Consider the following 12,127-nt stretch of genomic DNA (forward strand, 5'->3'; position numbering starts at 1 on the left):
TCAGGCAGGCCAGCCCTCCGGCCCGGTACTCCCGGCGGCGTATTCCTCCAGCGGTACGCTGCCGCGGGCCCAGGCCTTGAGGACGGGTTCGATGATCCGCCAGCAGTCCTCCGCGGTGTCGGCGCGGACGGAGAGCAGCGGGTCGCCGGTGAGGACACCTTCCAGGACTTCGCCGTACGGGAGCAGTTCGGAGGCGCTCAGCTCGGCCTGGAGCGTGGTCCGGTCCAGGCTGAGGACATCGCCGGGGCCGTTCACATCGACGTCGAGCTGCAGTGTGTCCGGGCCGAAGCCAATCCTGAGCTGGTTGGGGGAGTCCACGCCGGTGAAACCCCTGGGCAGGTGCGGTACCGGCCGGAAGGTGACCACGGCTTCCTTGCGTTTGACGCCCAGCGCCTTGCCGGAGCGCAGGATGAACGGGACGCCCTGCCAGCGCCAGTTATCGATCCCCACCCGGACCTCGGCCAGCGTCTCGGTGGCCCGGGCGGCGTCCACGCCGTCCTCCTCGGCATAGTCCGGAACCTTCCGGCCGTCGCTGGAGCCGGCGGTGTAGCGGGCCCGGCGGGTGCTCTTCGCATAGGGCGCTTTGATGCTGCTGGCCCGCAGCACGGTGGCTACGGCGTCGCGGAGATCCCGCTCGCCCACCGATGCCGGGGGCTCGATCGCCATCAGGGCCATGATCTGCAGCAGGTGGCTTTGGATCATGTCGCGCAGGGCCCCGGCGCCGTCGTAGTAGCGGGCACGCCCCTCCAGGGCTAGGTCCTCGTCGAAGATGATCTCCACCTTTTCGATGTGTTGGCGGTTCCAGACGGGTTCCAGGAAGGCGTTCGCGAACCGCAGCCCCAGGATGTTCAGGACCGTCGCCTTGCCCAGGAAATGGTCCACCCGGTGGATGTGGTCCTCCGGGACCAGCGCGGCCAGGGTCTTGTTGAGGTGCCGGGCGGAGTCCTCCCCCGAGCCGAACGGTTTCTCCATCACCAGCCGCGTCCCCGCAGGGACCTGCCCGGGCGTCAGCGACTCGCACGCCAGTTGGCTGATCCTCGGCGGCAGGGCGAAGTACACCGCCACGGGACCCTCGAGCCGCGCCAGCAGCGCTGCCAGCTGTCCGTCCGCCGTGACATCCAGCCGGTGGTAGCTGGTGCTATCACGGATCCGCTTCAGTTCCCGCCGGCCGTAGGCCTCGGCCTGGGAATTGGCGTCGGCGAAGGACGCCTCGACGCGGTCCAGCCACTGTTCCGGCGCCCACGGATCGGATCCCGCGCCGACCAGCGTCAGCCCTTCGGCGTGCCCGCGGGCCACGAGCCTGGCCAGCCCGGGGAGCAGCAGCCGGCCGGCCAGATCGCCCGAGGCGCCCAGAATGAGCAGTGTTTTCACAGTTGTTTGGCTGGTCACCCAGCCAGCATGCCATCTTGAAGGCGCGTCTTGGTACCCTAGATAGTCGAGTCCCGTTGTCGAGGCGGTTCGTTCAGGCGAACATCAGCCGCGACGCTGGCGTGCCGGACCGGCCGCCATCTGTAGATCCACTGAAAGAAGTGCACGGCGCGTGTTCAATTCACTCTCTGACCGGTTGACAGCAACCTTCAAGAACCTCCGTGGCAAAGGCCGCCTGACCGAGGCGGACGTTGACGCTACGGTCCGCGAGATCCGGCGTGCCCTCCTGGACGCCGACGTTGCCGTGCCCGTGGTCCGCGAATTCACCGGGCGCGTGCGTGAGCGGGCCCTCGGCGAAGAGGTCTCTGCCGCGCTGAACCCGGGCCAGCAGATCGTGAAGATCGTCAACGAGGAACTCGTCGAGATCCTCGGCGGCGAAACCCGCCGGATCCGCCTCGCCAAGACCGGTCCCACCATCATCATGCTCGCCGGCCTCCAGGGCGCCGGTAAGACCACCCTCGCCGGAAAGCTCTCAAAGTACCTCAAGGCCCAGGGCCACAGCCCCATGCTGGTCGCCTGCGACCTGCAGCGCCCCAACGCGGTCACCCAGCTTCAAATCGTTGGCCAGCGCGCCGGAGTTCCGGTGTTCGCCCCGCACCCGGGCGCCACCTCCACCGAGCTGGATCACCCCGCCGGCGACCCGGTGTCCGTCGCCCGCGCCGGAGTTGAGGAAGCCCGCCGCACGCTGCACGACGTCGTAATCGTTGACACCGCCGGCCGTACCGGCGTCGACGCCGAAATGATGGAACAGGCCCGCCAGATCCGCCAGGCCATCGTCCCGAACGAGGTCCTGTTCGTGATCGACTCGATGATCGGCCAGGACGCCGTCAACACGGCACTGGCCTTCGATGAAGGCGTCAACTTCACCGGCATCGTGCTCTCCAAGCTCGACGGCGACGCCCGCGGCGGCGCCGCGCTCTCCGTCGCGTCGGTGACCGGCAAACCCGTGATGTTTGCGTCCACCGGCGAAGGCCTGGACGACTTCGAGCTCTTCCACCCGGACCGCATGGCCTCGCGAATCCTCGACCTCGGTGACGTGCTCACCCTGATCGAGCAGGCAGAGAAGTCCTGGGACAAGGACGAAGCGGCCCGGATGGCGAAGAAGTTCGCCGACCAGGAAGACTTCACCCTGGACGACTTCCTGGCCCAGATGCAGCAGATCCGCAACATGGGCTCCATGAAGAAAATGCTCATGATGATGCCCGGTGCGCAGAACATCCGGCAGCAGCTCGAACAGTTCGACGAACGCGAAATCGACCGCGTCGAGGCTATTGTCCGCTCCATGACGCCGCACGAACGTGTTGCCCCGAAAATCATCAACGGCTCCCGCCGCGCCCGTATTGCCCGTGGTTCCGGCGTGCACGTCTCCGAGGTCAACGGCCTGCTGGAGCGCTTTCTTCAGGCCCAGAAGATGATGAAGAAAATGGCGGCCGGCGGCGGCATGCCGGGAATGCCGGGAATGCCAGGCATGGGCGGCGGCGGCGCCCGCAAGGGAGCCAAGAACGCACCCAAGAAGAAGGCCCGCTCCGGCAACCCGGCCAAGGCTGCACAGGAACTCAAGGATGCCGATGCGCGGCGTGCCGCAGGACCCAAGGCCCTGCCCACCGGGGCAGCCTTCGGCCAGCCGGGCGCAGACTTCGATCCCTCCCAGCTGAACCTCCCGAAGGGCTTTGACAAGTTCCTCGGCGGCAGCAAGTAGACAGCCTCCCGCCGCTATGTCGCCGGCCGTAATGTCGGGCCGGTGTCATAGGGTTAGAGCATGTTCAAGCAGCGCGTAGTCTTCGTCCACGGGGCTGGCAGTTTCGGTGCTGCCGCGTGGCCGAAACAGCACGGGATGGCCTTGAACTACGACGCGCTGTTCCTGCGCCGGCACGGTTTTGACGCCGTCGCGGAGCCGCTTGAAACGGACTTCGCCGCCGACGCCGCCATCGTGCTGGGTGCCCTGGCCAACGACGGCCGCGGCGAGGCCGGCGGCCACGTCGTGGCCCATTCGCAGGGTGCCATCGCGGCGATGATGGCCGCCGTCCAACGCCCCGAACTTGTGCAGTCCCTCACCCTGGTGGAACCGTTCTGCCTCTCGCTCACCGCCGAACTCCCGGCGACGGCCGCGCACCGTGCCCTGATGCAGCCGCTCTTCGAGGTCCGCCACCACCTCAGCGATGAGGACTTCCACCGCGAATTCGTCCGCCGGGCCTTTGCCGTCTCGGATCCCGCACAAGTCCCCGGCACCGCAGGCGCCGCGCCGGCGGACCCGCGCGAAACCCGCCGGCTGCGCCTGCAGGCCCCGCCGTGGGAAGCCCCGCTGCAGATTGTCCCCGGCGTGCCCACCCTGGTCCTGACCGGCGGCTGGGAGCCGCTATACGAAGAGATCGCGGGTTACCTGCGCGAGACCGGCGCCCTGCACCGCACCGCTGCGGGAGGGCACCGGCCCCAGGACTCTGCTGACGGCGACCGCGCCATCCGGTCCTTCATTGCCGGGGTCAGCCGCAGCCAGCACTCACAGGCTTCCTAGACAGCTGCGGGTCCGCCCACGGAAGGCTCCGGCAGATAGACCTTGCCGCCGGATGCCAGGAACTCGGTGCTCTTGGCGCGCATTCCGGCCGCGAGTTCGGCCAGTGCGGCCTGCGAGTCCGCGGAGCCGTACTCGTCCCGGATGTCCTGGCTGATCCGCATCGAACAGAACTTCGGCCCGCACATCGAGCAGAAATGCGCGGTCTTGGCCGGTTCCGCCGGCAGGGTCTCATCGTGGAAGGCCTCGGCCGTGACGGGATCCAGGGACAGCGCGAACTGGTCCCGCCAGCGGAATTCAAAGCGCGCCTTGGACAGGGCATCGTCGCGTTCGTGGGCACCAGGGTGGCCCTTGGCGAGATCGGCGGCATGGGCGGCAATCTTGTACGTGATCACGCCGGTCTTGACGTCGTCCTTGTTCGGCAGCCCGAGGTGTTCCTTGGGCGTCACGTAGCAAAGCATTGCGGTGCCGTAGCGGGCAATCTCCGTCGCCCCGATCGCCGAGGTGATGTGGTCATAGCCGGGCGCGATGTCGGTGACCAGCGGCCCCAGTGTGTAGAACGGGGCGCCCTTGCAGAGATCCTGCTGCCGCTCCACGTTTTCCCGGACGAGGTGGAACGGTACATGCCCCGGGCCCTCCACCATGACCTGCACATCGAACTCCCAGGCCCGCTGCGTGAGCTCGGCAAGGGTGTCCAGCTCGGCGAACTGGGCGGCGTCATTCGCGTCCGCCGTCGCGCCGGGCCGTAGCCCGTCACCGAGGGAGAAGGCGACGTCGTAGCGGGCGAAGATTTCGCACAGCTCATTGAAGTGGGTGTAGAGGAAGTTCTCCTCGTGGTGCGCCAGGCACCAGCCGGCCATGATCGCGCCGCCGCGGGACACGATGCCGGTGACCCGGTTGGCCGTCAGGGGCACATAGCGCAGCAGCACTCCGGCGTGGATAGTCATGTAGTCCACCCCCTGCTCGCATTGTTCGATCACGGTGTCCCGGAAGATTTCCCACGTCAGGGCATTGGCCTCGCCGTTGACCTTCTCCAGCGCCTGGTAGATCGGTACCGTGCCGATGGGCACGGGGGCGTTGCGGATGAGCCATTCCCGCGTGGTGTGGATGTCGTCCCCGGTGGAGAGGTCCATGACGGTGTCCGCGCCCCATTGGGTGGCCCACTGGAGTTTGTCGACTTCCTCCGCGATGGAGCTGGTCACGGCCGAGTTGCCGATGTTGGCGTTGATTTTCACCAGGAAGGCCTTGCCGATGATCATCGGCTCCGATTCGGGGTGGTTGACGTTGTTGGGAATGATGGCGCGCCCCGCCGCCACTTCGGAGCGGACCAGCTCCACGTCGCAGTTCTCGCGCAGGGCCACGAACCGCATCTCCTGGGTAATAAAACCGTCCCGGGCGTAGCGCATCTGCGTCACCGTCCGGCCGTCGACGGCGCGGCGCGGCATCGGCCGTCCGCCCCGCCACTCGGCCGACGCCGCTCCCCGGCGGACAGCGGACTTGCCGTCGTCGAGCAGCTCCCGTTCCCGGCCGGCGTAGGGTGCGGTGTCCGCCCTGGCCTCAATCCACGGGGCGCGGAACGGCTCCAGCCCCCGGACCGGATCGCTGCCCGGACCGGCGGTGCGGTACACCCGGAACGGGGCGTTGGCTGCGCCGCCGGGCGAATCCGCGAGCGCGATTTCGGTCACCGGGACACGGAGGCCGTGTTGGTCATCCGTGGTGAACGCCAGCGAGTGGGACTCAAGCGATTGTGCGGGGGCCGCGGACCGGACGTGGACGGGCAGGTCCTGGAGCCCCTGGTTGTGGGCAGGGCTGTGCTGTGTCAATTGCGTATTCACGGAATACTCACTTCCTTCGCCGGCATTACCCGGGCAGGTTCAACGGTCGCAGGCTGCGTCAGCCCGATCTCAGCCCCTGCAGGGGCACCCGTGTGGTCGTACACGAAGCTACCACAGGGGTCCGGAACGTCTCCGCGTGTGACGGCGCCCGTCAATCCTGGGATTAGGCTCTAAGCCATGATCAGCATCATCGAGTTCAGCGGCCCCATCCTCACCGCCGCGGACCAGGAACGCCGCGGACTCTGGTCCGTGGACGGCCTGCTGACCTTCGACCGTCCGGCCGCCGCGCCGGACGTTGTGCTGAATGGCTGGGTCATTCCCGGGCTCGTGGATGCCCACTGCCACATCGGACTGGGCCCCGGCGGTGATGTCCCGGCAGAGCTGGCCGAACAGCAGGCCATCACGGACCGGAACGCCGGAACCCTGCTCGTGCGCGACGCCGGGGCAGTGCACGACACGCGCTGGCTCCAGCAGCGGCCGGAGCTGCCGCGCATCATCCGCTCGGGCCGGCACATTGCCCGCACCGGGCGCTACCTCCGCGGCTTCGCCGTCGAGGTGGAACCGGACGGCCTCGTGGAGGCGGTGCGCAAGCAGGCCCGCGCCGGCGATGGCTGGGTCAAGCTCGTGGGGGACTGGATCGACCGCGGCGCCGGCGACCTCACCCCCTGTTTCCCCGCCGCCGTGCTCCAGGACGCCGTCCGGGCCGCCCACGATGAAGGTGCCCGGGTGACGGCGCACTGCTTCGCCGAGGACACCCTTGATGACATGCTCGACGCCGGGATCGACTGCATCGAGCACGCGACCGGCCTCCTGCCCCGGCATGTGCCCCGCTTCGTCGAGCAGGGCGTGCCGATCGTCCCCACCCTGATCAACATCGCCACCTTCCCGGACATCGCAGACCAGGCCGGCGCGAAATTCCCCCGCTACGCCGCCCATATGCGTTCACTCTGGGAGCGCCGCGCCGAACGGGTCCTTGAGGCCTTCGAGGCCGGCGTCACCATCTATGCCGGAACGGACGCCGGCAGCGTCATCAGGCACGGGCGGATCGTGGACGAGATCCAGGCACTGCACGACGCCGGCCTGCCTGCCAGTGCCGCTCTCGACGCCGGCGCCTGGGGTGCGCGGGCATGGCTTGGTGCGGACGCCATCAGCGAAGGTGCCGGCGCAGACGTCCTGGTCTGCGCCGAAGACCCGCGCAGCAATCTGGCCACGCTGCACGAGCTCAAGCACATCGTGCTGGGCGGAGAACTGGTCCGCCGGGAACAAACCCCGGTTTATTAGGAATAAATTGAAGCTTCAAGTAATTTAGCTCTATGAAAGGTCATCGAAGGACGGTGGCCGCCACAAGCACCGGAGCGATCACATGACTGCAGAAGCCAGCACCCAGGATCTTCTTCCCGCCGAACTCACCATGGGCACCGTGATGCTCAAGGTCGGCGACATGACGGTCATGACGGACTACTACCAGCGCGCCCTCGGCCTGGACATCGTGGCCGAGCAGGATGGCGGACTCTACCTCGGACGCCGGCTGAAGCCGCTGGTCCACCTCGCCCCGGCGCCGGGGCTCAGCGTCCCGTCCCGCGGCGAGGCCGGCCTCTTCCACACGGCCCTGCTGTTCGAGGATCAGCCCTCCCTGGCCGCGACTGTCGCCACCGCCGCCCGGTACGAGCCCCAGTCCTTCACCGGCAGTGCGGACCACCTCGTGAGCGAGGCCTTCTACTTCAATGATCCCGAAGGTAACGGCATCGAGCTCTACTGGGACCGTCCCCGCGAGGCCTGGGCCTGGGACGGCACGAACGTGGTCATGGACAGCCTGGCCCTCCCGCCGCAGCGCTACCTCGACGAGTTCCTCACCGAGGAATCCGTGACCGGGCAGCGCGAGGCCGAGGCCGGCATCGGACATGTCCACCTGCAGGTCGGCGACGTCGAGTCAGCCCAGGACTTCTACGTCGGAACCCTCGGCTTCGAAAAGACGGCGGGCTGGCACGGCCAGGCGCTGTTCGTCTCGGCCGGCGGCTACCACCACCACATGGCCATGAACGTCTGGAACAGCCGCGGCGCCGGACCCCGCCGGGACACCCTGGGCCTCGGCGAGGTGCTGATCGAAGTACCGGCCGGCGACGACGTCGGCGCCCTTGCTGACCGACTCAAGACCGCAGGGGTCCCCTCGCACCACACCGGAGCCGAACTGCGCTTCGAGGACCCGTGGCGCAACCGGATCCGCGTCGCCGTCCGCTGAGTGTCCGCCATTAACGGCGTGGGAACACGGGAAGGTGGCCAGGATCGTCCCGCAAGCGCAGTCCATCTTCGAGCGCATGGCGTGGCATTGTCCTGGCTGCGAGGGGACGGGTTCCGTGAGGGAGTCCGAGGTCAACATCCCCGGAACGGGCCACATTGATCTCATGGCCACTGGACATGTCCAGCGTTCACAGCCCCCGCGGGACATGCCCCAGGTCCGCCGACGTGGCCCAAGGGACATGTCCAGCGCAGGCGGCCAGCACTGGACATAGCGGCAATATGTCCATTGGTGGCGGTCAGGGGAGGGCATGTCCAGTCCGGGCGAGGCCGGTTGGGGGTGGCCGGGCTGGGCTGGGAGGGGGAGGCTTGGTCGGGCCGGGGGAGGACATGTCCACTTTTGATTGACGCGAGCGCCGGGCACATCCATTTGGCGCCGCCAGCAATGGACATAGCGGCAATATGTCCATTGGTCACGGTCAGGGGAGGGCATGTCCCGTCCGGGCATGTCCGGTCCGGGCGTGGCCGGGCCGGAGCGGCTAGGCTGAAGCGACGCCGAAAACAGCGGACCAGCGCCGCCGAACACACATGCCGCCGAGCACACAAAAGGACGAGCTCCATGGGATTCACCGAAATCTTTGTCTCCACCCACGATGAAGCTCTCAGGCGCGCCGCCGCCCTCGACGGCGGCGGTGCCGCTGCGCCGGGAGCCGTCCGGATCCCTGACATCAGCGATTTCGAAGTCGAGCGCCTCGGCGACCTGGCCGGGACCGCAGTCCATGCCGCCGGCGCCGACTACGAGTTGGCTATGGTGGACGTGGCGAGCGAGTCCCTGCTCGGCGTCCCGCCGGCAATGGTCCGGGCACTCGCCGAGCTCCTCAGCTACGAGACCGAGGGCGAGGGTAACGTCCTGGACGACGTCGCCGAAGGCTGGGCCGCCGAGGAGGACATGCCTTTCGGCGCGGAGCAGGCCGTCTCCTACGTCCGGCAACTCGCCGAGTTGGCTGCCGGCGTCGATCCCGCCACGAGATCCGGGCTGTTCGTCTGGACGTCCTGACGGGCTGTACGGCGGCAAAATGGTGAGGCTTCGGGTGTCAAGTCGAAATCCCCGCGCTGATCTGGCACAATGAACAGGTACTTGATCTGCGTGGCCCCTCTCTCCGCGTCCGGATCTTGTCCTTTTAGAACCCCCTAGTACGGCCCGCCCCACGGGTGCAGAACGCCGGGCTCGACCCCGTTTCAGAAACAGGAGTGACCACAAAAGTGGCCGTAAAGATTCGCCTTAAGCGCTTCGGCAAGATGCGCGCACCGTACTACCGCATCGTCGTCATGGACGCACGCTCCAAGCGTGACGGCCGTGCCATCGAAGAGATCGGCAAGTACCACCCGACCGAAGAGCCCTCATACATCGAGGTCGACACGGACCGTGCCCAGTACTGGCTCGGCGTCGGCGCACAGCCGTCCGAGCAGGTTGCCGCGATCCTCAAGATCACCGGTGACTGGCAGAAGTTCAAGGGTCTCCCGGGCCAGGAGGGGACCTTGAAGACCAAGGCTCCCAAGGTTGCCTTCGTTACCCCGGAAAAGGGTTCCGTGATCATCCCGGAAGCCATCACCAAGAAGGCCAAGAAGGACGACGCAGCCGAGGCCCCCGCCGACGCCGCAGCAGAGACCACCGAGGCTTAGTAAATTGCTGGCAGAAGCGCTCGAACACCTGGTCCGCGGGATCGTTGACAGCCCTGAGGATGTCAAGGTCAGTGCGAAGAACAACCGCCGCGGGGACACCCTCGAAGTGCGCGTTCACGAGGACGACCTCGGACGGGTGATCGGACGCCAGGGCCGCACCGCACGCGCATTGCGCACTGTGGTTGCAGCACTTGCGGATGGCGAGCCGGTCAGGGTCGACGTCGTCGACACCGACCGCCGCCGGTAACGCTTCCAGCAATACTTGTCTTGAGTCCGGCCCCTTCACCAGCTAACGGTGGAGGGGCCGGACTGTTTTCCCCGCACATCCAGCCGGCAACAGACCAGCGCAGAATCACCAACCCCGAACAGAGGAACAGATGCAGCTTCAGGTGGCACGAATCGGCAAGCCCCACGGCATCCGCGGCGAAGTGACCGTCCAGGTGCTCACCGATGCGCCCGGTGACCGCTTCGTCCCGGGCACCCAGTTCGTGGTGGAGCCCGCCTCGGCCGGCCCGCTCACCATCATCAGCGCCCGCTGGAACAAGGACATCCTGCTGCTGGCCTTCGAGGAGATCGAGACCCGTAACGAAGCGGAGACGATCCGCGGCGCGAAGCTGTTTGTGGAAACCGAAGACCTCGATGACGATGACGACGACGAGGGCTGGTACGAGCACGAGCTGGTCGGCCTGGACGTCCGCGTCGGCGGCACGGTGGTGGGCAAGGTCTCCGGCCTGAACACCCTCCCGGTCCAGGACCTGCTCGTGGTCACCGCGAACGACGGCACGGAAGTCCTGATCCCCTTTGTGGAGCAGATCGTCCCCGAGGTCAACGTCGGCGAAGGATTTGTCCTCGTGACCCCGCCCCCGGGACTCTTTGAGGTCAACGCCGACGACGAGGCGACGTCCGAGGGTAAGGCGAAGTCCGCAGAGGCCGCGAAGTCCGCGGGCGACAGCACGGCCGAAGAAGGCGCCGGCACCGTGGGCAACGCCTAAATGAGGATCGACGTCGTCAGTATCTTTCCGGAGTATCTGGCACCCCTGGAGCTCTCGCTGATCGGCAAGGCCCGCCTGGACGGGCTGCTGCAGCTGAAGGTGCACGACCTCCGGGACTTCACCACGGACCGGCACCGGACCGTGGATGACACCCCGTACGGCGGCGGCGCCGGCATGGTCATGAAGCCCGAGCCCTGGGCCCAGGCCCTGGCCGCCGTGGCCGCAACCGGGCCGGAGACTGCCCGGCCGGCCGATGCCGGACCCGAAACGGCGGCCAAACCGGTCCTCATTGTGCCGTCACCGGCGGGGGAGCGGTTCACCCAGGCCACGGCCCACGAACTCGCCGGCGAGGACCGGCTGGTGTTCGCCTGCGGACGCTACGAAGGCATCGACGAACGTGTGATGGAATGGGCCGCCGGCCACTTCACCGTGCGGCCCATGAGCCTGGGCGACTACGTCCTCAACGGCGGCGAGGTGGCCGTGTTGGCCATGGTGGAGGCCATCGGGCGCCTGCTGCCCGGCGTAGTCGGCAATCCCGAATCGCTCGTGGAGGAATCCCACTCGGACGGGCTGCTGGAGTACCCCGTGTACACCAAGCCGTCCAGCTGGCGGGACCGCGACGTTCCGGCCGTGCTGCTGAGCGGCAACCACGGCAAAATCGCGCAGTGGCGCCGCCACGAGCAGTACCGGCGCACCGCCGAACGCCGTCCGGACCTGCTCGCGGAGTTCGACGCCGGCAAGCTGCCCCGCGCGGACCGCACGGCCTTCGCGGACCTCGGGTACGACGTCGTCGACGGCCGGCTCAGGCGCCGCCCGGCGGATGGCGGGGAATCAGCCTAGTCGGGATTGGCCGGAAGGCCCCGGATGTGGCAAAATTAGTGCTTGTGCCTGCTGGGTTGCGAACCTGCCACAGGGGGAGCGTCACCAACAGCCTGGCACCCCGGCGCCGTCAACTCCTGACGGGAGCCGGATCGACAAATTTTCGGCGGGAATCTCCGGCTGCTTCAGGCACCCGGGTTTGGCTGCCGTGACCCGACGTGAAGGACCTGTGGCGTTCACCAGGAGTGAATCAATGCATATTCTCGATTCCGTAGATGCAGCCTCGCTGCGCACCGATGTTCCGGTCTTCCGCGCGGGTGACACCCTCAAGGTTCACGTGAACATCATCGAAGGCAAGAACTCCCGTGTCCAGGTCTTCCAGGGCTTCGTCCTGGGACGCCACGGCGACGGACTCCGCGAGACGTTCACTGTCCGCAAGGTTTCCTTCGGCGTCGGCGTGGAGCGTACCTTCCCGGTGCACTCCCCGATCATCGACAAGATCGAGCTGGTCTCCAAGGGTGACGTACGCCGCGCCAAGCTGTATTACATGCGTGATCTCCGCGGCAAGGCTGCGAAGATCAAGGAAAAGCGCGACTTCCAGACCGGAAAGTAAGTCCCTTCCGGAC

12 protein-coding genes and 1 riboswitch are annotated in these 12,127 nt (G+C 67.3%); of the genes, 10 read left to right on the forward strand and 2 right to left on the reverse strand.

The genetic code is table 11. The features are described 5' to 3' along the window. Nucleotides 1–1,389 carry a glucose-6-phosphate dehydrogenase gene (locus ACZYZE_RS07165; protein ID WP_463907086.1) on the reverse strand — a complete coding sequence of 463 codons (1,389 nt, stop codon included), beginning with the start codon at nucleotides 1,387–1,389 and terminating at the stop codon, nucleotides 1–3. A gap of 151 nt (nucleotides 1,390–1,540) precedes the next feature. Here ACZYZE_RS07165 and ffh point away from each other — a divergent pair, with 151 nt between their 5' ends. Both ffh and ACZYZE_RS07175 read left to right on the forward strand, forming a co-directional pair. Beyond that, on the forward strand, nucleotides 1,541–3,127 hold the full coding sequence (gene ffh / locus ACZYZE_RS07170) for a signal recognition particle protein (RefSeq protein WP_463907088.1): 1,587 nt from the start codon (nucleotides 1,541–1,543) through the stop codon (nucleotides 3,125–3,127). Nucleotides 3,128–3,187: 60 nt separating this feature from the next. After that, the gene (locus tag ACZYZE_RS07175; protein WP_463907091.1) at nucleotides 3,188–3,940 is read left to right on the forward strand and encodes an alpha/beta fold hydrolase; all 753 of its coding nucleotides are present in this window, start codon (nucleotides 3,188–3,190) and stop codon (nucleotides 3,938–3,940) included. Here ACZYZE_RS07175 and thiC read toward each other — a convergent pair. Then, on the reverse strand, nucleotides 3,937–5,772 hold the full coding sequence (gene thiC, locus ACZYZE_RS07180; RefSeq protein ID WP_463907093.1) for a phosphomethylpyrimidine synthase ThiC: 1,836 nt from the start codon (nucleotides 5,770–5,772) through the stop codon (nucleotides 3,937–3,939). The genes ACZYZE_RS07175 and thiC overlap by 4 nt on opposite strands. Next, nucleotides 5,767–5,874, reverse strand: a riboswitch (TPP riboswitch). It overlaps the preceding gene by 6 nt. Before the next feature lie 75 nt (nucleotides 5,875–5,949). Here thiC and ACZYZE_RS07185 point away from each other — a divergent pair. The 8 genes from ACZYZE_RS07185 (at nucleotide 5,950) to rplS (ending at nucleotide 12,114) form a co-directional block, all read left to right on the forward strand. Beyond that, nucleotides 5,950–7,053: an amidohydrolase family protein gene (locus ACZYZE_RS07185; RefSeq protein WP_463907095.1), complete on the forward strand. Its 1,104-nt coding sequence runs from the start codon at nucleotides 5,950–5,952 to the stop codon at nucleotides 7,051–7,053. An 82-nt stretch (nucleotides 7,054–7,135) separates the two neighbouring features. Next, nucleotides 7,136–8,011: a VOC family protein gene (locus ACZYZE_RS07190; RefSeq protein WP_463907097.1), complete on the forward strand. Its 876-nt coding sequence runs from the start codon at nucleotides 7,136–7,138 to the stop codon at nucleotides 8,009–8,011. A gap of 615 nt (nucleotides 8,012–8,626) precedes the next feature. Further along, nucleotides 8,627–9,064, forward strand: a complete 438-nt coding sequence (locus ACZYZE_RS07195; RefSeq protein WP_463907100.1) for a hypothetical protein — start codon at nucleotides 8,627–8,629, stop codon at nucleotides 9,062–9,064. Between the two features lie 206 nt (nucleotides 9,065–9,270). After that, a complete protein-coding gene (gene rpsP / locus ACZYZE_RS07200) occupies nucleotides 9,271–9,690 on the forward strand; it encodes a 30S ribosomal protein S16 (RefSeq protein WP_459317591.1) in 420 nt (139 codons plus the stop codon). 4 nt (nucleotides 9,691–9,694) lie between these two features. Next, nucleotides 9,695–9,937, forward strand: a complete 243-nt coding sequence (locus tag ACZYZE_RS07205; protein ID WP_326965451.1) for an RNA-binding protein — start codon at nucleotides 9,695–9,697, stop codon at nucleotides 9,935–9,937. A gap of 130 nt (nucleotides 9,938–10,067) precedes the next feature. Then, the gene (gene rimM / locus ACZYZE_RS07210; protein ID WP_459317592.1) at nucleotides 10,068–10,682 is read left to right on the forward strand and encodes a ribosome maturation factor RimM; all 615 of its coding nucleotides are present in this window, start codon (nucleotides 10,068–10,070) and stop codon (nucleotides 10,680–10,682) included. Further along, nucleotides 10,683–11,522, forward strand: a complete 840-nt coding sequence (gene trmD / locus ACZYZE_RS07215; RefSeq protein WP_463907101.1) for a tRNA (guanosine(37)-N1)-methyltransferase TrmD — start codon at nucleotides 10,683–10,685, stop codon at nucleotides 11,520–11,522. It begins immediately after the preceding gene. A gap of 232 nt (nucleotides 11,523–11,754) precedes the next feature. After that, nucleotides 11,755–12,114, forward strand: a complete 360-nt coding sequence (gene rplS, locus ACZYZE_RS07220) for a 50S ribosomal protein L19 (RefSeq protein ID WP_459317594.1) — start codon at nucleotides 11,755–11,757, stop codon at nucleotides 12,112–12,114. Nucleotides 12,115–12,127 lie beyond the last annotated feature (13 nt).

This window comes from Pseudarthrobacter woesei, from assembly GCF_055412745.1.

Coding starts and splice junctions, on each gene's coding strand:
- ACZYZE_RS07190 (WP_463907097.1), top strand. CDS start 7,136: ATGACTGCAGAAGCCAGCACCCAGGATCTTCTTCCCGCCGAACTCACC.
- rplS (WP_459317594.1), top strand. CDS start 11,755: ATGCATATTCTCGATTCCGTAGATGCAGCCTCGCTGCGCACCGATGTT.
- ACZYZE_RS07175 (WP_463907091.1), top strand. CDS start 3,188: ATGTTCAAGCAGCGCGTAGTCTTCGTCCACGGGGCTGGCAGTTTCGGT.
- ACZYZE_RS07195 (WP_463907100.1), top strand. CDS start 8,627: ATGGGATTCACCGAAATCTTTGTCTCCACCCACGATGAAGCTCTCAGG.
- rimM (WP_459317592.1), top strand. CDS start 10,068: ATGCAGCTTCAGGTGGCACGAATCGGCAAGCCCCACGGCATCCGCGGC.
- trmD (WP_463907101.1), top strand. CDS start 10,683: ATGAGGATCGACGTCGTCAGTATCTTTCCGGAGTATCTGGCACCCCTG.
- ACZYZE_RS07185 (WP_463907095.1), top strand. CDS start 5,950: ATGATCAGCATCATCGAGTTCAGCGGCCCCATCCTCACCGCCGCGGAC.